This window comes from Streptomyces diversicolor, from assembly GCF_057537855.1.
On record NZ_BAAJXA010000048.1, the window covers coordinates 15,794 to 40,209 of the forward strand.

14 protein-coding genes are annotated in these 24,416 nt (G+C 74.3%); 3 read left to right on the forward strand and 11 right to left on the reverse strand.

What is annotated here, in order from left to right; translation table 11 throughout:
• Nucleotides 1-25 precede the first annotated feature (25 nt).
• Nucleotides 26-862 (reverse strand): CPBP family intramembrane glutamic endopeptidase, encoded by an 837-nt coding sequence (locus tag AC27LF_RS38060; protein ID WP_479662029.1) that lies wholly within the window; start codon nt 860-862, stop codon nt 26-28.
• Between the two features lie 236 nt (nt 863-1,098).
• On the opposite strand from AC27LF_RS38060, the gene AC27LF_RS38065 reads away from it, so the two are divergent.
• Nucleotides 1,099-4,236: an ATP-binding protein gene (locus AC27LF_RS38065; RefSeq protein WP_479662028.1), complete on the forward strand. Its 3,138-nt coding sequence runs from the start codon at nt 1,099-1,101 to the stop codon at nt 4,234-4,236.
• Between the two features lie 179 nt (nt 4,237-4,415).
• Here AC27LF_RS38065 and AC27LF_RS38070 read toward each other — a convergent pair whose 3' ends face one another.
• The 5 genes from AC27LF_RS38070 to AC27LF_RS38090 all read right to left on the reverse strand — a co-directional run bounded on the left by AC27LF_RS38070 (nt 4,416) and on the right by AC27LF_RS38090 (nt 14,930).
• Entirely contained in the window at nt 4,416-5,210 is a 795-nt protein-coding gene (locus AC27LF_RS38070) for an ABC transporter permease (protein ID WP_479663797.1), read from the reverse strand.
• Nucleotides 5,207-6,259: an ATP-binding cassette domain-containing protein gene (locus AC27LF_RS38075; protein WP_479661544.1), complete on the reverse strand. Its 1,053-nt coding sequence runs from the start codon at nt 6,257-6,259 to the stop codon at nt 5,207-5,209. The genes AC27LF_RS38070 and AC27LF_RS38075 overlap by 4 nt, the downstream gene beginning before the upstream one ends.
• 190 nt (nt 6,260-6,449) lie before the next feature.
• Nucleotides 6,450-12,044 (reverse strand): trypsin-like peptidase domain-containing protein, encoded by a 5,595-nt coding sequence (locus AC27LF_RS38080; RefSeq protein ID WP_479661545.1) that lies wholly within the window; start codon nt 12,042-12,044, stop codon nt 6,450-6,452.
• Between the two features lie 7 nt (nt 12,045-12,051).
• A complete protein-coding gene (locus AC27LF_RS38085; RefSeq protein ID WP_479661546.1) occupies nt 12,052-12,357 on the reverse strand; it encodes a trypco2 family protein in 306 nt (101 codons plus the stop codon).
• A 611-nt stretch (nt 12,358-12,968) separates the two neighbouring features.
• Nucleotides 12,969-14,930: an AfsR/SARP family transcriptional regulator gene (locus AC27LF_RS38090; protein WP_479661547.1), complete on the reverse strand. Its 1,962-nt coding sequence runs from the start codon at nt 14,928-14,930 to the stop codon at nt 12,969-12,971.
• A gap of 238 nt (nt 14,931-15,168) precedes the next feature.
• Here AC27LF_RS38090 and AC27LF_RS38095 point away from each other — a divergent pair, with 238 nt between their 5' ends.
• Nucleotides 15,169-16,059, forward strand: a complete 891-nt coding sequence (locus AC27LF_RS38095; RefSeq protein WP_479661548.1) for an alpha/beta fold hydrolase — start codon at nt 15,169-15,171, stop codon at nt 16,057-16,059.
• 195 nt (nt 16,060-16,254) lie between these two features.
• Here the strand turns inward: AC27LF_RS38095 and AC27LF_RS38100 are convergent, their stop codons facing one another.
• From AC27LF_RS38100 to AC27LF_RS38120, 5 genes are all read right to left on the reverse strand, one after another.
• Nucleotides 16,255-18,468, reverse strand: a complete 2,214-nt coding sequence (locus tag AC27LF_RS38100) for an N-acetylmuramoyl-L-alanine amidase (protein WP_479661577.1) — start codon at nt 18,466-18,468, stop codon at nt 16,255-16,257.
• 532 nt (nt 18,469-19,000) lie between these two features.
• Entirely contained in the window at nt 19,001-20,035 is a 1,035-nt protein-coding gene (locus tag AC27LF_RS38105; RefSeq protein ID WP_479661549.1) for a hemolysin family protein, read from the reverse strand.
• The gene (locus tag AC27LF_RS38110) at nt 20,032-21,393 is read right to left on the reverse strand and encodes a hemolysin family protein (protein ID WP_479661550.1); all 1,362 of its coding nucleotides are present in this window, start codon (nt 21,391-21,393) and stop codon (nt 20,032-20,034) included. The genes AC27LF_RS38105 and AC27LF_RS38110 overlap by 4 nt, the downstream gene beginning before the upstream one ends.
• 409 nt (nt 21,394-21,802) lie before the next feature.
• Complete coding sequence (locus tag AC27LF_RS38115; protein WP_479661551.1) at nt 21,803-22,378, reverse strand: TerD family protein; 576 nt, start codon at nt 22,376-22,378, stop codon at nt 21,803-21,805.
• Between the two features lie 123 nt (nt 22,379-22,501).
• Nucleotides 22,502-23,110, reverse strand: coding sequence for a dienelactone hydrolase family protein (locus AC27LF_RS38120; RefSeq protein ID WP_479661552.1), 609 nt, complete (start codon nt 23,108-23,110; stop codon nt 22,502-22,504).
• Between the two features lie 211 nt (nt 23,111-23,321).
• On the opposite strand from AC27LF_RS38120, the gene AC27LF_RS38125 reads away from it, so the two are divergent.
• A complete protein-coding gene (locus tag AC27LF_RS38125; RefSeq protein ID WP_479661553.1) occupies nt 23,322-24,062 on the forward strand; it encodes a DUF4142 domain-containing protein in 741 nt (246 codons plus the stop codon).
• The last annotated feature ends 354 nt before the right edge of the window (nt 24,063-24,416 follow it).

Here is a 24,416-nt window from a genome sequence, read left to right on the forward strand (position 1 = left end):
GGCCGGGCGGGTCGCCTGAGGCTGATCACCGGGCGAGTGTAGCGGTGGCGGCGGCCCGGTCGGTGCGGCGGCGGGGCACCAGGTGGCCGCGGCGGCGGGCCAGCCACAGGAACGCGATCGTGATCAGTACGCCGAACACCACGGTGTACAGGCTGCCTTCCGGGCCGAAGTCGCCGCCGCTGATCAGCTTCGGACCGGAGGTGGCGGCGTCGAGCAGTCCCTGCGGAGTGCCGTTGCCGGAGACCTCGGTGCTGAAGATGCCGCCGACGGCGAAGTTCCAGCCGAAGTGCAGGCCGATCGGCACCCACAGGCTGCGGGTGGCGATGTACGCGGCCCCGAGCATGCCGCCGGCCTCGATCGCGACGGCGACGGCACCCCACAGGTCGGCGTGCGGGTTGAGCAGGTGCGACAGGCCGAACAGCGCACCGGTCAGGGTCAGCGCGAGCCAGGTTCCGGTGCGTTCCTCGATGATGCGGAACAGGACGCCGCGGTAGAGCAGTTCCTCCGTCACCGCGGCGGCGGCCATGAAGCCGAACAGGCCGACGGCACCGGCCGGCGAACCGAGGCCGTCCACGCGGTAGTGGCCGAGGAAGGCGAGGTTCGCGAGGACGGCCCCGCACAGCAGCACCCCGATCACCGCTCCCCGGGCGATCGCGGCCCCGGCACCGGCGCGGGCCGCCTCCGTGACCGGGCGGTGCTCGGTGCGCCGTACCACCCAGCGGTAGACGGGCACCGCGACCACCGCGGTCAGGACGCCGACGACCAGCGTGAGCCACGGGCTCTTCTCCTGCGCCACGGTGACGCCCTGCCCGCCGATGAACGAGACCGCCGCGACGGCCACGAGCTGCCAGACCAGCCTCATTGAACACTCCTTCGCCCAGTCCGCGGCCCGTGCGCCGCGGCTGCCCCGAACGCTAGGGATCGGGCGGCCCGAGATCGTCACCGCACAGTGGACACTCGCACGTAGCTCGCACGGGGGACAGCCGGGGGCGGTCCGGGCCGCTCGCGGCTCAGTGCTCCGCTCAGGGCTGCGGCTCGGCGGAACGGCTGCGGTTCAGGGCCGGCGGCACAGTGGAGGAGGCTGGTTAGGGTGCTCGTGTGAGTGGTGAGTTGGTTTTGCTGGCCGGGGTGCTCTGGCGGGGGCGGGAGATCACCGCGCCACGGCTGCGCGGGCTGCTGGCGCTGCTCGCGCGTGATCTGCGCACCGGGTGCAGCACCGGCCGGCTCGTGGAGGGGCTGTGGCCGGACGAGTTGCCGGAGCGGCCCGGCAAGGCCGTACAGGTCCTGGTGTCGCGGCTGCGCGCGCAGCTGGGTGCCGACCTGGTCGTGAGCACCCCGACGGGCTACCGGCTCGCGCTGGAGGAGACGCAGGTCGACAGCTCGGCACTGCTGCGGTACGAGGCGGCGAGCGCCGAGCGGGCGCGGACCGGGGACCACGAGGGCGCCCTGCGGCAGGCCGAGGCGGGCCTTGCGCTGTGGGACGGGAACACCGGCGCCGCGGCGGCCGAGGAGCTGCGCGACCCGGTGGCCGCCCTGCGCGCCGACCGGATCCCGGCGCGCCGTGCGCTGGTCCGCTGCCGGGCGCTGGCGCTGGCCCGGCTCGACCGCCCGCAGGAGGCGACGGCGCCGCTGACCGAGCTGGCCCGGGAGCGGCCCCGGGACGAGGAAGTGCTCGCGGAGCTGCTGCGCTGCGAGGCGGTCACCGCTGGCCGGGCCGCGGCCCTGACCCGGTACGACGCCTACCGGCGCCGGCTGCGCGAGGAACTGGGCACCGATCCGGGGCCCGCCCTGCGGTCCCTCTACCAGCGGCTGCTGCACGCGGACGCGCCGCCCGTCCGGCACGGCGTGCCGCACGAACCCAATCCGCTGCTCGGCCGGGACGCCGACCTCGCCGCGGTGGCCGAACTGCTGCGCCGGGCGCGGGTCGTCACCGTCGTGGGGCCGGGCGGACTCGGCAAGACCCGGCTCGGCCACGCGGTCGGCCGGGCGGCCGAGCAGCCCGTGGTGCACTTCGTCGCGCTGGCCGGTGTCACCGCCGACGACGACGTGGCCACCGAGGTGGCCTCGGCCGTCGGCGCCGGGGAGGGCCGCCAGTTCGGCGGCGGCAACGACCCGGTGGCCAGCATCACCGCCGCGCTGGGCACCGGACCCGTACTGCTGGTGCTGGACAACTGCGAGCACGTGGTGCGCGGCGCCGCCGCGCTCGTGCAGGCGCTGGTGTCGCGGTCGCGGGAGCTGCGGATCCTCGCCACCAGCAGGGCCCCGCTCGGACTGACCTCGGAGTCCGTGTACGCGCTGCCCGAGCTGTCCCTGGAGACGTCGGTCGCGCTCTTCGAGCAGCGGGCGCGGGCGGCCAGGCCCGGGGTGGAGCTGCCCGCCGACCGGGTCACCGAGGTCTGCCGTCAGCTGGACGGGCTGCCGCTGGCCGTGGAACTCGCCGCGGCCCGGGTGCGGGTGCTGTCCGTGGCCGACATCGCGCACCGGCTGCGGGACCGGTTCGCGCTGCTGCGCGGCGGCGCCCGCGACGCCCCCGAGCGGCATCGCACGCTCGGGGCCGTGGTCGAGTGGAGCTGGAACCTGCTGGAACCCGACGGCAGGGCGGCGCTGCGCGCGCTGTCCGTGTTCCCCGGCGGCTTCACCGAGGACGCGGCGGAGCGGCTGCTCGACGGGACCGGGGACACCCTGGCCCTGCTGGAGCAGCTGGCCGACCAGTCCCTGATCAAGGTGGGTGACGGCCCGTCCGGGGTGCGTTTCCACATGCTGGAGACGCTGCGGGAGTTCAGTGCCGGGCGGCGGGCCGAGGCGGGCGAGGAGGAGACGGTCACCGACCGGTTCCTCGGCTGGGCCCGGGACTTCGGCCGGGCCCGCCATGATGTGCTGTTCGGCGACGACCCGCTGACCTCGTGGGTCCGTATCAGGGCCGAACAGGACAATCTGGTGCTGGCGCTGCGGTACGCGCTGGCCCGGTCCGACGGGCCCACCACCGCGGCCCTGACCGCCGTGCTGGCCTCCCTGTGGGCCACCGACACCAACTTCACCCGGCTCACCGCGCTGGCCGCCGAGACCGGCGGGCCACTGTCCCGTTTCCGGCCGGGACCCGAGGACGTCGAGGTGGCCCGCAGCGCGGCGGCGGCATGCACGGCGAGCCTGTTCATGGGCCACGGTCCGCACGCCGTACGGCAGTTGGTCACCCTGCGCCGGCTGCCGCCCGCCTCGCCGGACACGGTGCTGCGCGCCCTGTCGGTCGTGCTGTGCGCCGTCCCGGACATGCGCCCGCCGCGGTATGCGCGGCTGCGGGAGCTGTGCGACCGCGACGAGCCGCTGCTCGCGGGCGTCGCGGCGTTCGTCGCCAGCTATCTGTGGGACTCCGAGCACGAGCCGGAGCGCGCGCTGGCGTACGCCCGCCGGATGGCCGAGGCGCTGGGGCCGGTCGGCAACCCGACGCTGCGGGTGGTGTGCCACGGGCGGATCAGCGAACTGTGTCTCCAGGCCGAGCGGGGCGCGGAGGCGTACGAGCATCTGCGGGCCGCGCTCGACGCGCTCGGCGAGTTGGGCGACTGGTCGGACTCGATCGGCGTCCGCTGGTCGCTGGTGCTGGCCTGTCTGCAACGCGGTGAGGTCGACGAGGCCGAGTACTGGCTGGGCCTCGCGGCCCTGGACCGGCAGCCGGAGGCCGCCCGGATCTTCGCCCCCGATCTGCCGGCCCGGGCCGAGATCGCGCTGGCCCGGGGGCTGACCGAGGTCGGGCTCGGGCTGTGGCGGCAGGCGGTGCGGCGGATACGGGAGGACAGCCTGTCGCACGCCGGTGACCCGTTCGTGGACCCGTGGGCGCTTGAGGTGCAGGCCGCCGCGCTGGCCGCGCACGCCCGGCACGGCCGGCTGGAACCGGTGGCCGGGCTGGCCGAGCGGCTGCGGGAGCGGCTGCTCGGGATGCTGTCCGGCTCCCCGGTCGACCGGTCCCCGGTGGATGTCCCGGTGTACGGGACGGTGCTGCTGGCGCTCGGCCTGGCCGGGCTGGCCGCGGGCGACCCGGCGGCCGTACGGCTGGTGGCGCTGGCCGAACGGATGCCGGTGGTGCGGGAGTTCCCCACGCTGTCCACGGCACGGTCCCGGCGGGCGGCCGAGGACACCGACGCGGCGGCGTACGCCGAGGCACGGTCGGCGTACGCCGCCCTGGGACGCCAGGAGTTGCGGGCCGCGGCGCTGCGCGAACTCAACGCCGCGGCTCGCGAGTGAACCGCGCCCTGGACCACAGGTAGCCGAGCAGGCACGGGCCGGCCGCGGGCGACGGGGGCCGTCCCGCTGGCGGCGCCGACCGAACGCCGAAAACACCGACGCGGCGGCCTACACCGAAGCACGGTCCGCGTACGCCGCCCTGGGACGCCAGGAGCTGCGGGCCGCGGCGCTGCGCGAACTCAACGCCGCGGCTCGCGAGTGAACCGCGCCCTGGACCACAGGTAGCCGAGCAGGGCGAGGCCCAGGCTCCAGACGACAGCCAGCACCGCGTTCCGGGTGCCGATCTCACTGCCCAGCAGCAGGCCGCGCAGGGTCTCGATGGCGGGCGAGAACGGCTGGTACTCGGCGAACCAGCGAAACCAGCCCGGCATGGCGTCCACCGGCACGAACGCGCTGGACAGGAGCGGCAGCACCATCAGCGGCAGGCCGATGTTGCTGGCGCCCTCGGGGTTGGGGGAGGCCAGGCCGATGCCGACCGCGACCCAGATCAGCGCGAGGCTGACCAGCGTCAGCAGGCCGGCCGCCGCGAGCCATTCCACCGGCCCCGCGTCGGGCCTGAAGCCGATGGCCAGCCCGACGCCCAGGACCAGCGCCAGGGCGAGCAGCGTCTGGATCACGCTGCCGATCACATGGCCGGTCAGCACGGAGGCACGGGAGATCGCCATGGTGCGGAAGCGGGCCATGATGCCCTCGGTCATGTCGGAGGCCACGGACACCGCGGTGCCGAGCGCGGTGCCGCCGACGGTCATCAGCAGGATGCCCGGGACCAGGTAGGCGACGTAGTCACCGCGGTCGGCCGGTCCGCCGGTGATGCCGGCGCTCATCACGTCGCCGAAGACGTACACGAACAGCAGCAGCAGGACGACCGGGGTGAGGACGACGTTCAGGGTGAGGGAGGGGTAGCGGCGGGCGTGCAGCAGATTGCGCCGCAGCATGGTCAGGTTGTCGCGTACGGCGTGGCCGGCGGCGGTCATCGGACGGTCTCCTTGTCAACGGGGGCGACGGGAAAGGCGCCGGTCGGGGCGGTGGCGGCGGCAGCGGTCGTGGTGGTGGCGCCGGTCAGGGCGAAGAAGACGTCGTCCAGGTCCGGGGTGTGCACGGACAGTTCGTCGGCCTCGACGCCGGCGGCGTCGAGCCAGTCGAGGATGGCGCGCAGCTCGCGCTGGCTGCCGTCGCTGGGAATCTGCAACGCGAGCGAGTCGTCGTCGCGTGCGCTCTCCCGCAGTGCGGTCGCCGCCCGTTCGTAGACCTGCGGGTCGGCGAAGCGCAGCCGTACGTGGCCGCCGGGGACGAGCCGCTTCAGTTCGTCGGCGCTGCCCTCGGCGACGAGCCTGCCGCCGTTGAGCACGGCGATACGGTCGGCGAGCTGGTCGGCCTCCTCCAGGTACTGGGTGGTCAGGAACACGGTGGTGCCGCCCGCGACCAGGTCGCGGATGATCTGCCACATGGTGTGGCGGGAGCGCGGGTCGAGGCCGGTGGTCGGCTCGTCGAGGAAGATGATCCGCGGGCCCCCGACCAGGGTCATGGCGATGTCGAGGCGGCGTTTCATGCCGCCGGAGTAGGTGGATGCCGGTTTCTTCGCGGCCTCCACCAGGTCGAAGCGTTCCAGCAGTTCCGCGGTCACCCGTCGGCCCTCGGTGCGCGGCAGATGGTGCAGGTCGGCCATGAGGAGCATGTTCTCCTCGCCGGTGATCAGACCGTCCACGGCGGAGAACTGGCCGGTGACGCCGATGGCGGCGCGTACCGCCTGGGCCTCGGCGGTGAGGTCGTGGCCGGCGATCCTTGCGCGTCCGGCGTCGGCGGAGATCAGCGTGGAGAGGATGTTGACGGCGGTGGTCTTGCCCGCGCCGTTCGGTCCGAGGAGCGAGAAGACGGTGCCGGTGGGCACGTGGATGTCGATGCCGTCGAGGACGGTCTTGTCCCCCTTACCCCCCTTGCCTCCCTTGCCTCCCTTGTTCCCCTTGTTCCCGTACGCCTTGCGCAACCCGGAGACTTCGATGGCGAGTTCGTGATGCGTCGTCATGCCGCACACCCTGCGGCCCTGCGCCTTCAGCCCGGCCTCAACCCGGTTTCACCCACCCCCGCCCCCGCCCCGATGGGCGAAACACGTGCGGTTCGACAGCGCGCCCCGAAGGGGCGCGGGGAACTGCGCGACCAGCCACGACGGCGCCGCAGACGACCGACGGCACAGCACCGCACATCCAGCGAATCGCTTAGACCTGGGGTGGGTTCAGGCGGTCGCGTTCGTCGGGGGTGAGGTCGGGGCGGGAGCGCAGCGCGTCGCGGACGGTCGTGGCCTTGTCCGTCGTGGCGTGCTCGGTCAGCCAGGCGAGGGCGAGGGCGACCGCCCGCCGTGTCTCTGCCGCGGACAGGTCGCGGCGGGCCAGCAGCGGGCCCAGCACGAACCGGGCCCGTGCCGCCGACGCGTGCTCGCCGAGCCAGGCGAAGGAGAAGGAGACCGTTCGCGCGGCGTCGGCGGGACCGAGCCCGGCGTCCGACAGGAGCGGTTTGAGGACGATCGGCGCGCCGGCGACGGTGGCGTGCTCCGCCAGCCAGGTCAGGGCCAGCGCGCGGACCGCGGGGGCGTTCCCGGCGGGCAGGTCGGCGCGGGCGAGCAGCGGGCCGAGCACGAACCGGGCCCGTGGGGCGGGCGCGTGGTCGGCGAGCCAGCGCTGTGCGGCGACGGCCGCCCGCCGGGCGTGGTCGGGCGTGAGGTCGGTGCGTTCGAGCAGCGGTCGCAGCACATGCGCGGCGCTCGGCGCGAGGGGATACCGGTCGAGCCAGTCGAGCGCGGCGGACGCGGCCCGCCGTACGTCGTCGGCCGGCCGGTCGGCCCGGGCCAGCAGTGGTTTGAGTACGTAGCCGGCCCCGAAGGCGGTGGCGTGCCCGTCCAGCCAGGCGAGCGCCACGGCGGCCGACCGCCGGACCTGGTCCTCGCTCGCTTCGGTCCTGCCGAGCAGCGGGTCCAGCACGAAGCGGGCCTCGCTGAGGGACGCGTGCTCGTCGAGCCAGGCGAAGGCCGCGGCCAGCGCGCGCCGGGCGTCCTCGGCGCCGAGGTCGGTGCGGGCGAGCACCCGCCCGAGCACATAGGCGGCGTCGACGGTGAGCGTGTGCCGGTCCAGCCAGGTGAGCGCGGCGAACGCGGACCGCCGGGCGTGCTCGTCGGTCAGGTCGGCGCGGGCGAGCAGCGGTTTGAGTACGTAGCCGGCGGCGAGGTCGAGGGCGCCGCGGTCGAGCCAGGCCAGGGCGGCGGCGGCCGACCGCTGGGCGTCGGCGGGCCGCAGGTCGGCGCGGACGAGCAGGGAGTTGAGGACGAACCGGCCCTTCGGGGTGGTGGCGTGGTGGTCCAGCCACACCAGGGCGGCGGCGGCCGACCGTCGGATGTCCGCTTCGGGCAGGTCCGCGCGGGCCAGCAGCGGCACGAGGACATAGCCGGCGCCGGGTGTGGCGGCGTGGAGGCCGAGCCATGCCGTGGCCTTGGCGACGGCCCGCCGGGCGCCCTCCGGGCCGAGATCGGAGCGGGCCAGCAGCGGGTCGAGGACGAACCGCGCCTCCGGCAGGGCCGCGTGCTCGTCCAGCCAGCGGTACGCGGCGGCCCTCGCCCGCGGTGCCTCGTCGGCGCCTGAGCGCTCCGCTGGACATGCCGCGCTGTGCCGTCGGTCGTCTGCGGCACCATCGTGGCTGGTCGCGCAGTTCCCCGCGCCCCTTCGGGGCACTGTCGAACCGCCGCGGACTTCACTGGGCCTGGTCAGGTCGGGGCGGGCGAGCAGGGTGTTCAGGACGAACTGGGCGCTTTGGGCGGTGGCGTGGTCGTCGAGCCAGGTCAGGGCCGCGGTGACGGCCCGCCGTGCGGCGTCGTACGGCAGGTCGGCGCGGGCCAGCAGCGGTTTGAGTACGTAGCCGGCGCCCGGCCCGGCGAGATGGCTGTCGAGCCAGAGCAGCGCCGCGGCCACGGCCCGCCGGGCGTCCTCGGCGGTGAGATCGCTCCGGGCGAGCAGCGCGTTGAGCACGGACTGCGCCCGCAGGGTGCCGGCGTGGTGGTCGAGCCATCTCAGCACGGTCGACGCGAACCGCTGGGTGTCGTCCGTGCCGAGGTCGGTGCGCGAGTCCAGGGCGTCGAAGACATGGCGGGCCTCCGGCGCGGTGAAGTGGTCGCCGAGCCAGGCGAGGGCGGCGGGCAGCAGTTCCTGTGCCTCGCCCGGCGGGACGTCGGGGTGGGCGATCAGCCGGCCGAAGACGTATCCGGCGTCGGGTGTGGCGGTGTGCCGCTCCAGCCAGACGCGGGCCGCGGCGAGCGCCCGCCGGGCCTGGCCGGGGGTCAGGTCGCCCCGGGCCAGGATGACGTTGAGGACGTACCCGGCGCCCAGCGTGGTCTCGTAGTGGGTGAGCCAGGCCACCGCGGTGCGGATCGCCCGCTGGGCGTCGGCCGTGGTGAGGTCGGACCGGGCGAGCAGCGGTCTGAGGACATAGCCGGCGTCGCTGATCATGCGCTGGTCGAGCCAGGCCAGGGCGGCCGTCACCGCCTGCCGGGCCTCTTCGGGGGTGAGGTCGGGGCGGGAGAGCAGCGGGGCGAGGACGTGCCCGGAGTCGTCGGCGGCGTGCCGGTCGAGCCAGGCCAGGGCGGCGAGCACCAGCCGGCGCACGTCGGCCTCGGCGAGGCCGGGCAGGGTGAGCAGGCGGCCGAGGAGGTACTTGGCCCGCTCGGCGGTGGTGTGCTGGTCGAGCCAGGCGAGGGTGGCGCGGGTGACCCGCCGGGCGTCGGCGGCGGTGAGATCGGTGCGCGGGACGAGGCGGCTGAGGACGAACTCGGCGTCGGCCGCGGTGGCGTGCCGCTCCAGCCAGACCAGCGCGGCGGCCAGCACCCGCGTGGCGTCCTCGGCGGCCAGGCCGGAACGCTGGACGAGGCGGCTGAGGACCGACTCGGCGTCGGCCGCGGTGGCGTGCCGCTCCAGCCAGACCAGCGCGGTGGCCAGCACCCGGGCGGCGTCTGCGGCGGCCAGGTCGGTGCGGGCGAGCAGCGGGCCGAGCACGAACCGGGCCTCCGCGGTGCCGGCGTGCTGGTCAAGCCAGCGCAGGGCCGCGGCCGGTGCCCGCCGGGCGGCGCCTACGTCCATGTCGGTGCGGGCGAGCAGCGGGCCGAGCACGAACGTGGCCCGGTCGGTGACGCCGTGCAGGTCAAGCCAGGTGAGCGCGGCCCGCACGGCCCGGCCCGCGTCGACGGGACCGAGGTCGGCGCGGGAGAGCAGCGGCCGCAGGATGTGCCCGGCGTCGGGCGCGGTCGCGTGGTGGTCGAGCCAGGCCAGCGCGACCGACAGCATCCGCCCGGCGTCCGCGGCGTTCAGGTCGGCGCGCGGCAGGAGGGTGCTGAGCACATAGCCGGCGCTGTGCGTCGCGGTGTAGCGGTCGAGCCACACGAACGCGGCGGCGAGGACCCGTCGGGCGTCGTCGGCGGTGAGATCGGCGCGGGCGAGCAGTGGTCTGATGACATAGCCGGCGCCGGCGTGCGTGGTGTGCCGGTCGAGCCAGTCCAGCGCGATGGTGACGGCCTGCCGCACGGCCTCGGTCGGCACGTCGGTACGGGAGAGCAGCGGGCCCGCGACATAGTTGGCCTCGCTGGTCAGGCCGTGGGTCTTCAGCCATGCCAGCGCGGTGGGTACGAGCAGCAGGGCGCCGTCGCCGGGCAGATGGCGCAGTCCGCGGTGCAGCACGTGCCGGGCGTCGTGGCCGGCGCCGTGGTCGGCGAGCCACGGGCTGACGACCTGCCCCCAGGTGTGCAGGGCGGAGGCGGACCAGGGCGGTCCGGAGCAGATGGCGCCGAGCGCGTAGCCGCCGACGTCCGAGTCGTGCCGCATCAGCCGGCCGATGTCGGTGGCGTGTGCGGTGAACCATGCGTCGAGCACGGCCGCGCTCGCGGCGGCCCGGTCGGCGAGAACCAGGTCGTTCACGAGCCGGCCGATGGTGACGGCGAAGCGGCCCACGGTGCGGGCGCCGGTGAGGCAGCCGGCGAGCAGGGCGTGGGTGCCGGGGACGTCCGGCGCGGAGTCGGGCTCGGGCAGGATGACCGACTCGACGAGCTGGTCGGCGACGATGTCGTGGGCGACCGACAGCACCCCGTCCTCGTCCTCAAGCCAGCCCAGCGACACCAGCGTCGCCACCACGTCGGCGGCGGCGGGCACCTCGCCGGTGGCGTCGGCGACCGCCGCGTGCGCGGCCGCCACGACCTCCGCGTGTTCCTGCGGGCAGGCCGCTGCGGCGGCCGCAGCGGCCACCAGGCCGTGCGAGGCGCGGGCGGGGGTGTAGATGTTCGGGCGGCCGGGCACGGCGAGTTCGTCCTCGCTGAGCCGGCTGTGCAGCCAGGCGGGCAGTTCGCCGCCGGCCCGCAGGCCCGCCGTCTCCGGCATGGACAGCATCCCGGCGTTGACGCGGCGCTCGATCTCGCGGGCGATCAGCAGGGCGACGATGGGACGGTTGCCGCTGACCGCGAGCATCCGGTCCTGGCCCAGCTGCCGGATGGCCGTGGGGGCGAGCGTGCGCAGCACATTGTCGGTGACCTGCCGCTGGAACGCTTCGTCCTGGCGCAGCTTCACCTCGTCGAACAGCTCGTGCACCAGCGCGCGATCGGCCTTCAGCAGCCAGCCGGGCCGTGCGGAGGCGAGCAGCGCCAGGGGGACGCCGCGGCGGCGGGCCTCGGGCAGCAGATGGTGGCGCAGGGCCAGCAGGTCGAGGCTGGTCTCGTTGAGGTCGACCACCAGCAGGACCGGGGTCAGCTCCGCGAAGACCTGGTCGGCTATCTGCTCGATGACCGACTGGTTCTCCTTCTCCTTCTCCTTGTGGGGCAGGACGTGCAGCACGCGCCAGCCCTGTGCCAGCGCGAGCCGGCCCACCTCAAGGCCGGTGCGGCTCTTGCCGGTGCCGGCCGTGCCCACCAGGAGCACGCCCCGGTCCTCGGACATCACCAGCCGGGTCAGCAGCTTCTTCGGGGACGCCTCGTTGTCGCTGCCCGGTGAGACGAACGGCAGCCGCTCCGGAGTGAGGTTCTTCTCGAAGTCGCTGAAGCCCTCGACGAGTTCGCTCTGGGAGATCACCGCCCGCAGCCGGCGCACGGGTTCTCGGGCGGGCGGGTCGAGCGGCACCGCGCTGGGCCGTACGAAGTTGTCGGCGAGTACGGCGACGAACTCCGGGTCGCGCAGCGCCTCGGCCACCGGCTGGGCCTCCGCGCTGTTCGTCCCCGCGGCGCGCAGCCGGTGGGACTGCACCCCGATCAGAAACCTGTCGTGGGCGAACAGGGCCGTGCCGGACATGCCCTGCCAGGCGTCCTGGCCGTCGGGGCCCCGTTCGTGGGGGAAACGTGAGGTGATGGCGAGGTCGAGCAGCCCGGACTTCATGTTGGAACCGAGCTGGACGCGTCCCGTGACCTCATGGGTGTCCCGCCGGTCGAAGCCCTCGAACCGCTGCGAGGCGGCCCGCTGGGCGAAGGCGGGAAAACCGATGCCGGTGAACGGCACACCGCCCACCGCGTCCGGGAGGCTGCCGAAGACGACCTGCGGTACGGCGCCGAGGCCCGCGGGCGGCTCGGCGAGGCGCAGCAGCGCCATGTCCTGCCCGCTGCCCCGCCACACCACGGTGGCCGGCAGCTCCTCCTTGTCCCGGCCGAGCATCACCGTGCACGCCGGGTCCGTGGCCCGGCCGAGCAGGTGTTCCACGGTGAGGACCAGCCGGGCGCTGATCAGATAGCCCGAGCCGTACTCGATGGTGCCGTCCCGTCTGACGACGACCTGCGCGACCCTGCGTTTGTCGAGCGAGCTCATCCAGGGGTCAGCCGGTGGGGAAGAGGCTCGACACGTCGTCGCCGGTGAGGACCTGCTCGCCGGTGTCCGTCTCGGCGGCCAGGCTGAGCTTGACCGTGTGGGTCTGCGCCGACTTGGCGCCGCCCTTGCCGCCGAGGGACACCACCCAGAACCGCACGCCGGCGTCGGCCTCGACGGTCTTCTCCACCGCGACCTGGAGTTCCAGGTCGATGGAGTTGATCCGGAACCGCACGTCCTGGCCGGCCGCCGCCAGCCGGGCACGGTCGATCTCCGACCGAAGTGACGTGAGCAGCTCGGCCAGTTCGATGTCCATACGGTCCCCCGGAACGACGTGGAATCAGTCTGCCGCCTGTGGCGTGCGTGCAGTCTGTCAGACAACAAGGTAACGACAACCCGAACCGACCACATCCCCATGGGGGCCCTGCGGCGGGCCAACGCCTGAAACGGCGCCCCTGCCGCGGGACTTCGGCTGAGGGCGGCCATGTCCGGCGGCGCCCGCCGGGCCGACGGCAGGCGCGGAGAGCGCGACGGAGAGCCGAACAAGCCACATCCGCAGGGGCCTACGGCCCACCGACGGCCGAAGCAGCCTTCCCGGGGCGGCACTTCGACCGCGGACGGCCCTGCCGGCGTGCGCCCGCCGGGCGCGGCGGGGGTGACCGGTGGGCCGGGGGTGACCGGGGGTGGGAGGCGAACCGACCACACCCACACCGGCCCCCGGCCGAACGACGGACGAAGCGGCCCCCGCACCGACCTCCCGCACCAACCCCCCGCCCGAACCACCGGCAAAGCAGCCCCGCACCGGCCTCCCGGCCGAACCACCGACAAAAGCAGGCCCCCGCACCGACGTCCCGGCTGGCCGCGGGTGAAGTCGGCTGTGCGGAGGGGGACTTCGGCGAGGGCGGCGTGTTCGGCCTAGTCCGGCCCTCAGGTCAGCAGGGCCCTGGTCCAGGTGGAGGTGGGGCCGAAGGTGAGGAGGCCGGTTGCTGCTCCTGCCAGTTCGTCGGTGGCCGGGGACAGGCGGGCGGCGAGGGTGGTGCGCAGGGCGGGGTCGTCGAGGTGCAGGGCGGCCGCCGCCGCCAGGCAGCACAGCGCCTCGTACGTCAGGTCGGCCGGCGGCTCCGGCAGGGCCCGTAGCGCCGCGTGGGCCTCCTCGGTGCGGCCCGCCCGCAGCAGGGCGAGCGGCCGGACCCACGGGCGGTAGGGGCCCCAGTCCTCGGCGAGGTCGACGTCGGCGTCGCCCGGGCGGCAGCCCGGACGCAGGGTCAGGGACAGCCGGGTCAGCGGGACCAGGCCCGCCGTGAGGCCCGGCATGCCGCAGTCGGCGAGCGCGGCGTACAGGGACCGGTAGGCGCGCTCGGCCCGCGCCGGGGTCCCGGTGGCGGCGGCGCGCAGGGCCGCGTACCCGGCGGTGAACACGGCCACCAGCGGCAGTTCGTGCCGCTGGGACAGCCGGTCGGCGGCGGCGGCGTGGGCGTCGGCCGCGGCGAAGTCGGCGAGGGCAGCCCGGGCCTGCACCCGGATCAGATGCCCGAGCACCTGGTAGGTGACCAGGCCGTGCCGGGTGGCGAGCGCGACGAGTTCCGCGCCGGTCGCGTCCCGGACCGGGGCGAGGCCCGCGCGGGTGCAGGACTGCATGAAGACGCCGTTGAGTGCGAACGCCAGCAGGGCCGGGTCGTCGAGGCGGCGGGCGGTCCGCTCGGCCTCGCGGGCGGCGGCCGGGCCGCGCGGCGAGCGGGTGCCGCGCATCTCCACGGCGACGGTGGCGAGGAGCCGGCAGCGGGTCGCCTCGTACGACTCGTCGTGCGGCAGCGCCGCCAGGGTGCGTTCGGCCGCGGCGACGATGCGGGACGCCGCCTGCGGATCGTCGGCGCGGGTCCACAGCGCGGGCACGTCGAAGGCGCCGATGACCCGGGCGGTCAGCTCCGCGTCGCCGGTCTCCTCCGCCGCGGTCACGGCCGCGAGCCGGTGCTCGCGGGACTCGGCGAGCCCGCCGCCACCGGTGACCGCGAGATTCCTGAGCAGGCCGACGGTCGACTCCAGCCGGGCCCGGGCGCCGGCGGCCACCGTCCGGTCGTACGCCTCGGTGGCCCGCGCCCACAACCGGGCCGCCGTCGGCGGCTCGGCCGGGCCGTCCAGGCGCGGGTCCTGGGCGAGGATGTCCGCTTCCAGGCGGCGCAGCCGCGGGCCGGGGTCGAGGCCGAGCACGTCGGCGAGGCTGGTGCGGGCGCGGCGCAGCACGGCGAGCGCGTCCGCCTGCCGGCCCGTGCGGTACAGGGCCAGCGCCAGCAGCCGCCAGGCGTGCTCGCGCCAGGGGTGACCGGCCGTGTGCGCGTCGAGGTCGGGCACCGCCTCGGCGGGCCGGCCCAGCGCGAGCAGCGTCTCGGCCCGCCGCTCCACCGCGTGCAGCCGCAGTTCGGTCAGCCGGGCCCGCTCGCCCCGGCACCAGTCCTGGCCGGCGAAGTCGGCGTAGGCGGGTCCGCGCCACAGCGCGAGCGCCGCGCCGAGCCGTTCCAGGGCCGGCTCGGGCGGCAGCGCGGCGGCGTCGGCGACGGCGTCCTCGAACCGCCGGGCGTCGACGGAGCCGGGCGCGGCGCGCAGCGCGTACCCGGGTCCCTCGGTGACGAGGAGCCGGGCGGGCGCCCGCGGCGGACGCTCCGGCTCCAGGGCGCGCCGCAGGTCGCCGACGAAGGTCCGCAGGGCGCCGACGGCGTTCGGCGGCGGTTCCTCCCACAGGTCGGCGACCAGCCGGTCGACGGGCACGACCCGGCGGCGGGCCAGGATCAGCCGGGCCAGCACCGCACGGTGACGCGGGCCTTTCAGGGCGACCGCGGCACCCTCGCGCTCGGCCGCGACCGCGCCGAGCACCCGGAACACCACCGGCTCCATACGTCAGCCTCCCTGTGTCCGCCGGCGCCCCATAGGGGCGCGAGGAACCGCGTGCCCAGCCACAACGCACCCGCACCGCTCATCGCGACGCGGACCAGGCGGCGCCCCGAGGGGCGCGGGGAACCGCGCGCTCGACCACGACGCACCCGCACCCACGCGCCCTCCCGTGCCGCCGACCGCCGCCGTGTGCCGCGCCGTACTGATCGGATGCTGATTCACGGGCGGCAGCCTCGGGGCCATGGATGCACACGACACCACGATCCCCGGTTTCGCAACGCACCGCGTCCCCGTCGCCGACGGCGTCGCCCTGCACGCGGCCGTCGGCGGCAGCGGCACCCCGGTGGTGCTGCTGCACGGCTTCCCGCAGACCCACCTGATGTGGCGGCACGTGGCCGCCGGCCTCGCCGCCGACCACACCGTGATCTGCCCGGACCTGCGCGGTTACGGCGCGAGCGACAAGCCCGCCGAGAGCCCCGACGGGACGACGTACGCCAAGCGCACCATGGCCGCCGACGTCGTCGCGCTGGCCCGTGCCCTGGGGCATGAGCGGTTCGCCCTGGCCGGGCACGACCGCGGTGCGCTGGTCGCCTTCCGGGCCGGCCTCGACCATCCGGGGGCGGTCGAGCGGCTGGCCCTGCTGGACGTCCTGCCGACCCTCGACATGTGGGAGGTCCTGCACGGCAGTTCGGCGGCCGTCGCCTTCCACCTGTATCTGATGGCGCAGCCGCCGGGCCTGCCCGAGCAGCTGATCGCGGGCGCGCCGGACGCCTTCTTCGGACACTTCCTCGACGTGTGGACCCGCGATCCCGGGGCGATCCCCGCCGAGGTGCGCGCGGTCTATCTGGCGGCGGCGCGGGCGGCCGTACCGTCCGTGGTCGCCGACTACCGGGCCTCCGCGGGCATCGACGTGGCGCACGACCGCGCCGACCGGGAGGCGGGCGCCGTGCTCCGGATGCCCGTCACGGTGCTCCAGCGGGACTGGGGTGCCGCCCTCGGCTATGACGCGGCGGCCCTGTGGCGGGCCTGGGCCCCGGACCTGGACCACCGCACCGTGGCGTGCGGGCACTTCATGGCCGAGGAGGACCCGGCGGCGGTCACCGCGGCGCTGCGCGACCTCCTGAAGCGCTGACCGCGCGCCCGTGGGCGCCTTCCGGGCGACACGCGAACGGTCCCGCGGAGCACGGGGAACGCGCTCCGCGGGACCGGGTACGACCGGAGTGCCACGGCTGCTTGATCTACGACCGAGTGCCACGGCTGCTTGATCGCGGCCACTGGATGACCGCTGGTCCGTCACGGCTGCTCGATGACAGCCACTCGATGACGGCTACTTGATGTAGACGAGGCCGTCCGTGGTGATGGTCGGGCGGCCGCTGGTGCCGACCACGACGATCTTGACGGTGTGCTTGGCGCTGCTGGACCAGGTCTTGGTCCAGATGGCCTGTCGGTACAGCGTGCTGGACGACTTCAGGTCGACCGTCGCGGTCTTGGCGCCGTCGACGTACACGTACGCCTGCCCGGAGCCGGAGGCGCGGGAGACCACCCAGGCGGCGGAGCGGCCGGTGAAGGTCCAGGTGAGGCTCGCGTTCTTGGCGGAGCTGGAGTACGACTTGCCGCCGAGGTAGCTGGAGCTGGAGCGGGTGGACCAGGTGCCGGTCTTGGTGGCGGAGCTCTCCTGGAGGATCACGGGGGTGTAGGAGGGCGAGGAGGTGCGGTAGTTGCCGGCCCAGTCGTAGGCCCGCATGGACCAGGTGGTGGCGGAGCCGGACGTGGCGGTGCGGGGGGAGCTGGTGGTGGTCGGGCCGAAGGTGACGGCCGTCGGGGACAGCAGCTTGACCTGCCGCAGGGCGGTCTCGTCGGCCGCCTTCCAGCCGAGCGTGACCGGGACGGCGGTGGTGTTGACGGTGCCGGTGCGCAGGGACGGCTTCGGCGAGCTGGTGAACGTGGGTGCGGTGGTGTCCGCCACGACCTTCACCGAGGCGCTGGTGGCCGTCCTGCCGGACTGGTGCACGGCCCGCACGGCCACCGTGTGGCTGCCCACGGCCAGGGTGGTGCCGGCGGACGTGGCGGAGCCGGCGAGGGTGGCGACGGTCTTGCCGTCGACCAGCAGCTGGTACTGGGAGATGAGCGAGGCCGGCGTGGTGGCCGACCACTTCACGGTGACGGCGCCCTTGGTGTAGTACGTCGAGCCGTTCTGGGTGGCGCCGGAGACCGAGGAGACCTTCAGGCCCTGCACCGGACCGGCCGCCAGGGTGCGGATCGTCGGCAGCTGCGCGTAGAGCGCGTTGCCGGGGCACTCGGTGTTGTAGCCGTCACGGTGCGCGGAGATCCGCGGGAAGGTGTACTTGGTGCCCGCGGTGAAGCTGGTGCCGAAGTAGTTCTTCTGGGTCGCGCCCGCGGTCAGCTGCACGGTCCCGGCGGGATCGGCGCCGTACTGCCCGAGCTTCCAGGCCGCGACCCGGGCGATCGAGGTCAGCGTGGCGTCCGAGGCGCTGACGGTGGTGTTGGTGCCGAGCACCGCGATGCCCGCGGACTCCCGGTTCCAGCCGTAGGTGTGGGCGCCGAGCACCGGCCGGTCGACACCGCCCTTGCGGCCCTCGAAGACGGTGCCGCACTTGTCGACCAGGAAGTTGTAGCCGATGTCGTTCCAGCCGTTGGTCTTCACGTGGTACGTGTAGATGCCCCGCACGATCGCCGCCGAGTCGGCGCACGAGTAGTCGTTGGCGCTGTCCGTGTGGTGCACGAACACGGACTTGACGTCCGCGTTGTACTCCGACGGGTCGGGGCTGATGGACTCGTCGGCGCCCCAGCCGGCCCGCGAGACCATCGGCGGCTGCGGCACGGTGGACGGCGGCGCCGGAGGAAGGCTCGCGGACGCGCTCGCCGACGCCGACGCGGAGGCCGACGCCGACGCGCTCGCGGACGCGGAGTCCGAGGGGGACGCGCTCGTCGTCGGGGACGCGGAGTCGGTCGAGGTGGCGTCGGTCGAGGTGGCGTCGGTGCTCTCCGCGACGGCGAAGGCGGCCGGGTCGGCGTCGCCGCCGGACTTCGTCTCGGCGTCGGTCACCACGCCCGGGTCGACCAGGTTGACCTGGAGTCCCGGGGGCAGCGCGCGGGTCGAGCCGTCCTTGCGGACGACCTGGGCCTGGACGCCGTCGGAGGGACCGACCCACAGCGGCTCGGAGGCGCCGCGCGCCTCGGCCTCGGGGGCCTCCGGCGGGTCCGCGTTCACCTCCAGGTCATGCCAGGCGCCCCACTCGCCGGTGGCCAGGCTGCGGGTGCGCACCTGCGCGGTCCCGTCCAGCCGCTGGGCGGCGCCCTTCCAGGAGACACCGAGCATCGAGAACTGCTGGGTGCTGGTCCGGGCCAGTTCCCGCTTGTTGCTCGCGGCGCCCTTCAGGGCGAGCGCGTAGACCTTCGCGGGGCGCTTGGCGCGGGCCGAAGATCCGTGTCCGTCGGCGGGGCTGGCGACGGCGTAGGTCACCACGCCTCCGCCGCCCAGGACGACCGCCCCCAGCGTCAGCCACGCCCGGCGCTTCAGGCTCAACGGTCTGTACGCATGCGACGTACGACGACTCACGACGTAATCCACCCCTAAAGAGGCCGCTGAGGGTCACACCGGACCCGCGGTAGATGTCACGGGAAGCACACCAGACACATAGGTGCACTGTTGTCTTCAGCGCGCCAGGCGCACCGAACGTCACACGGACCTCAAGGTGACGGCGACGCACGCGCCGGCCGCGGGCGGGCCACGGCTGTGAGGCGACACCGCGCATTCACCTCACACCTCGGGTCCACCCGCCGATCGCCCCGCGAGCGAGCGCGCCGCACGGCGAACCGGACGCACGGCGCCGCCTGTTCGCCACGACGCCGCCCACATGTGGCCGTCGTCACGCGGTCGTCGCCGTGGCGCCGGGCTCACGCGCCCGACGGCACGGCGCCGCCCGCATGTGGTCATCGTCACGGTGTCGCCCCCATGTGGCCGTGCTCGCGGCGCCGCTCACATGTGGTCATCGTCACGTGGTCGTCGTCAGGGTGTCGCCCCCCGTGTGGTCGTCCTCACGCGGTCCTCGTCAGGGGGTCGGATGGGGTGTCGGTTGGGGGTGAAGGAGGCGGGTGAGCAGGTCGTCCAGGGTGACCAGGCCGGTGAGGCGGCCGGCGCCGTCGCGGACCACGGCGAGCGAGGCCCGGTGTCTGCGCAGTTGCTCGATCGCCTCGCTCACCGTGTCCCGTTCGGTCAACTCCGGTACAGGCCGCGCCAGTTCACGGGCGGTGACGCCACGCCCCCGGGATCGCGCGATCAGCGCGTCGCGGGCGTGCACGGAGCCGACGACCCGGTCGCCGTCACGGACCAGCAGCCGGTTGCGGTCGTGTGCCGCGGCGGTGGCGAGGACGGTGTCCGCGTCCGCGTCCGCCGGCACGGCGGTGATCCGGTCGGCCGGCACCTGGAGCGCGGCGACCGGGTTCAGCGGTTCGGTCAGCGAGGTGGTGAGCAGCTGTGAGTCGCCCTTGCTGATCAGGCCGAGCCGCTCGGACTCCGCGACGAGATGGGTGAGCTGTTCGCGGTTGTGGACCGCCGCCAGCTCGTCGCGCGGGGTGACCCGGCACAGCGCGACCAGCGCGTTGCTCATCCGGTTGAGCACCCGGATCAGCGGCCGTACGGCCCGCACCACCGCACGGAAGGCCGGGGAGAGCAGCATGGCGGACCGCTCGGGGTGGGCGATGGCCCACGACTTGGGGGCCATCTCGCCGACCACCATGTGCAGGAAGACCACCACGATCATGGCGACGGCGAAGGAGACGCCGTAGCTGACTCCGCTCGGCAGGCCCACCCGGTGCAGCAGGGGGTCCAGTTCGTGCGAGATCGCGGGCTTGGACACCGAGCCCAGGCCCAGGGTGCACACGGTGATGCCGAGCTGGGCGCCCGCCAGCATCAGCGACAGCTCGCGCATGCCGGCCAGCGCCGCCTTCGCGCCGCGCCGCCCGTCGGCCGCGGCCTTCTCCATGCGGTGCCGTTTGGCGGCCACCAGCGCGAACTCGGCGGCCACGAAGAATCCGCTGCCGATCAGCAGCAGCACGGTGACGAAGAGCGCCATCGGGAAACTCATGCCTGCCCCTCCTCGTGCGCGGCCCCGGTGCCGGCGCCGGCGGTGGGCGCCCGTTCCAGGCGGACCCGTTCGGGGACGTGCCGGTCGAGTCCGCGGACCTCCAGGACGGCCCGCCCGCCGTCGGCGAGGGGGACGGTGACCCGGTCGCCCACGGCGGGGAAGCGGCCGAGCCGGTCGACGATCAGGCCGGCCACCGTGTCGTAGTCCTCCTCCTCGGGCAGTTCGATCCCGGTCGCCTCGGCGATCTCGTCCAGTCGGCGCCCGGCGTCCACCAGCCAGCCGGTGCCGTCGGCCACGGCCGGCTCGGTCACGGTGTCGCTCTCGTCGGCGATGTCGCCGACCAGTTCCTCGGCGATGTCCTCGTAGGTGACGACGCCGGCCACACCGCCGTGCTCGTCCAGGACGACCGCGAACTCGTCGTCCTGCTCGCGCATGCGGCGCACGGCGTCCGGCAGCGGCAGCGTGTCGGGCAGCAGCAGGGGCCGCCGGGCCAGCGCGCCCGCGGTCGTGGCGGCGAGGCGCCCGGCGGGCAGGGACGTCAGCTCCCGTACGCCGAGCACTCCGGCGACGTCGTCCGGGTGGTCGCCGAGCACGGGGTAGTTGGAGTGCCCGTGCGCGGCGATCAGGTCGACCGCCTCGGCCGCGGTGGCGTCCTTGCGGACGAAGACGGCGTCCGCCCGCGGCACCATCACCTCGTCCAGGGTGCGCTCGGAGAACTCCAGGGCGTGGTCGAGCAGTTCGGCGGTGTCCTTGGGCAGTTCGCCCCGCTGGTGTGACTCGCCGATCAGATGGCCCAGCTCCTCCAGGGTGGCGCCGTGGTGCAGTTCCTCGACCGGCTCGATGCCGGCCTTGCGCAGCAGCCTGTTCGCGGCGCCGTCGAAGACGTGCACGACGGGCCCGACGACCTTCAGGTACGCCAGTGTGGACCCGGCGAGCGCCTTGGCCAGCCGCTCCGGTACGGCGATCGCGAGGTTCTTCGGGGCGAGTTCGCCGAGCACCATCTGGACGACCGTGGCCCCGGCGAAGGCGAGCACGACGGAGACTCCGCTCACCGCCGCGCCGGGCAGGCCGAGCCCGGACAGCGCCGGCCGGAGCAGCGCGGACACCGACGGTTCGGCGATGAAGCCGACCACCAGTCCGGTGACGGTGATGCCGAGCTGGGCGCCGGACAGCATGAACGACAGCCGCTCCAGCACCTTCAGGGCGCGGGCGGCCTTCTTGTCGCCGGCCTGTGCCTGGCGGGCGAGGGCGAGCCGGTCGGCGGAGACGTAGGCGAATTCCTGGGCCACGAAATAGCCGGTGGCGGCGGTCAGTACGAACACGGCGAGCAGGCCGAGCGACGCGCTCGCGGCACTCATCGAACACCACCCCGCCCCGTGCCGTGCCCGGAAACGTTCTGGCGGGATGGTCGGGGACTGTGCCCCGGGGGGTCCGTCGGTCTGGCGGACAAGGCTGGTGCTCCTCCTGAAAGGGGGGTGGAACCGGTGCAACGAAGGCGACCACCGCCAGGTTCCCGCGCCCGCGCCGCCGACCCACCCACGACCGGGCGGACCGCGGGCAGGCCGAACGAGGCCGAGGGGCGGACGTCGCCACGTCGGACGTCGTCCGGGCCGGGCCTCACCGCGTCGGGCATCGCCCGGGCCGGACATCACCGCGTCGGGCATCGCCCGGGCCGGACATCACCGCGTCGGGCATCGCCCGGGTTGGAGGTCGCCCGGGTCAGACGTCGCCGCGGTGGGGCGTCGTCCCGGGGCGGGCGTCGTCGGGTCAGACGTTGACGCCGTAGTCGGCGGCGATGCCGCGCAGGCCGGAGGCGTAACCCTGGCCGACCGCGCGGAACTTCCACTCGGCGCCGTGCCGGTACAGCTCGCCGAAGACCATCGCCGTCTCGGTCGAGGCGTCCTCCGACAGGTCGTACCGGGCGATCTCCTGGCCGCCTGCCTGGTTCACCACCCGGATGAACGCGTTGCGCACCTGGCCGAAGCTCTGTCCGCGCAGCTCCGCCTCGTGGATGGAGACGGGGAAGACGATCTTGTCGATGTCGGCGGGTACGGCCGCGAGGTTCACCTTGATGCTCTCGTCGTCGCCCTCGCCCTCACCGGTCAGGTTGTCACCGGTGTGCTCCACCGAGCCGTCCGGGCTCCTGAGGTTGTTGTAGAAGACGAAGTGCGCGTCGGAGGCGACCTTGCCGGACGCGTTCAGCAGCAGCGCGGAGGCGTCCAGGTCGTAGTCCGCGCCGGTCGTGGTGCGCACGTCCCAGCCGAGGCCGACCAGTACGGCGGTCAGGCCCGGCGCCTCCTTGCTCAGCGATACGTTGCCGCCCTTGGCGAGGGAGATTCCCACGGCTCGTCCTTCCGGTGTGATCCGTCGATACCGTCACTCCTCCCAACGCGCTCCCCGCCCGCACGGTTCCCATCCTTGCGCAACAACGAAAGTATCGGGGGTGACGGCAAGACGGGGGCGGTCCTAGGAAGCCGGGGGCTGCCGGGGCGTCGGGGTGTCCAGGGTGTGCAGCAGGGTCAGCGAGCGGTCGAGGAGCAGACGTGTGGCCTCGGCGTCGTACGACGGGAGCGTGGGGTCGGCGAAATAGTGCTGGTCGCCCGGGTAGAGGAACAGCTCGGCCCGGTCCGCCGACGCGACCAGCGCCCGCGCCGCGTCGAGGTCGCCCTCACCGGCGAAGAACGGGTCGGACTCCTTGCCGTGCACCTGGACCGGTACGCCCTCGGGCCAGCCGGTGCCGAACTCCGCGGCCGGCACGCACGCGTAGTACAGCAGCGCCCCGCGCGCCCCCGGCCGGGTCTGCGCCAGCATCTGCGCGGGCAGCACGCCCAGCGAGAACCCGGCGTAGACCAGCTCGGCGGGCAGGTCCTCGACCGCGCGGGCGCCGCGCTCGATCACCTCACCGAACCCGATCCGCCGGACGTGGGCCATCCCCTCCTCCAGGGTGTCGAACGTACGGCCCTCGAAGAGGTCCGGGGTCCGCACCGTGTGCCCGGCCCGCCGCAGCTCGTCGGCGAAGCCGGTGACCCCCGGGGTGCGCCCGAGTGCGTGATGGAACAGGACGACCTCGGCCATCCCTGCCTCCTGCTGTGCGTCGGCGACTGCGATCGGCCCGAACCTACTCGCCGGCACCGACAACGCCCCGTCACCTCGGCAGCCGCGCCACCCCACCGCGGCAATGTGATGCACACCACACGTCAGGCCGCACTTTTTACCCGGCGCGGATGATCGGCCGTCACGGTCGCCTCGTACCTCGTGGTACGAGTCGTTCGCCCCAGGAGGCACCATGCGCATGTCCCGCAGCACGATCGGCACCGTCTTCGTGGCCGGCGCACTGGGCATGACCCTCACCGCCCTCGCCTATCCCGCGATGCTCGGCGTGCAGAAGACGTCGAGCAGCCCCTCCCGGATCATCGCCAACACCCGCTACGGGCCGCTCACCGAGGCCGACCGCGACTTCGTCGTCAAGGTCCGCTCCGCCGGGCTGTGGGAGTACCCGCTGGGCGAGATCGCGCTGAAGAAGGGGTCCACCCCGCAGATGAAGGAGGCCGGCAAGCATCTGATCGTGGGGCACGCGGGGCTGGACGAACTGTGCCGCAAGATCGCCCCGGAACTCGGCATCACCCTGCCCAACCAGGCCACGCCGCAACAGCAGCAGTTCGTGGAGACCTCGGCCGCGCAGTCCGGCAGGCAGTTCGACACGACCGCCGCCAACATCATGCGGGTCACCCACGGGCAGATCTTCCCGGCGATCGCCAATATCCGCGCCAATACGCAGAACACCCTCGTGCGGGAGCTGGCCGACCTCGCCAACGACACCGTTCTCGACCACATCACCGTGCTGGAGAAGACCGGAGTGATCAACTTCGATCAGGTCAACTTCCAGCAGACCACGCCGCCCAAGCTCCCCAAGGACCAGCTCACCCCGCCGCCGCCCCAGGCCGGCGCCCCGGTGGTCGCCCTGACCCCCCGCCCCGACCTGAACATCAACACCAAGTCCCCCACCCCAAGCCCCTCATCAGGCTGACCCCCTCCCCGGCAGGGGCCCGCACCGCAGTCGCCGACCGGTGCGCGTCGCGCCCCGACCAGCGCGCCGGACCTGCTCGTACGCATGGCAGTGGGCGAGGCTGTCCTTGGCCGTAGCCGGGCGGTCCGGGCGGATGCGGGCCGCTGCGGACCCGGTGGCCGCCGGGTCCGCGGGAGCGGGGCTCACGGGAGCGGGGCTCACGGGAGCGAGGCCCGTGGGCGCCGGGGCTCGTGGCGGGCCGGGGGGCGGACGGTGTCGGTGGGGAGCCCGGCCGTTCGTGGGTCTCCGTCGTCGGGCGCGGGGTGCTGCGGCCGGGCTCGCCGTGGTGCGCAGGGGACCCGGCCGAGGCGATCG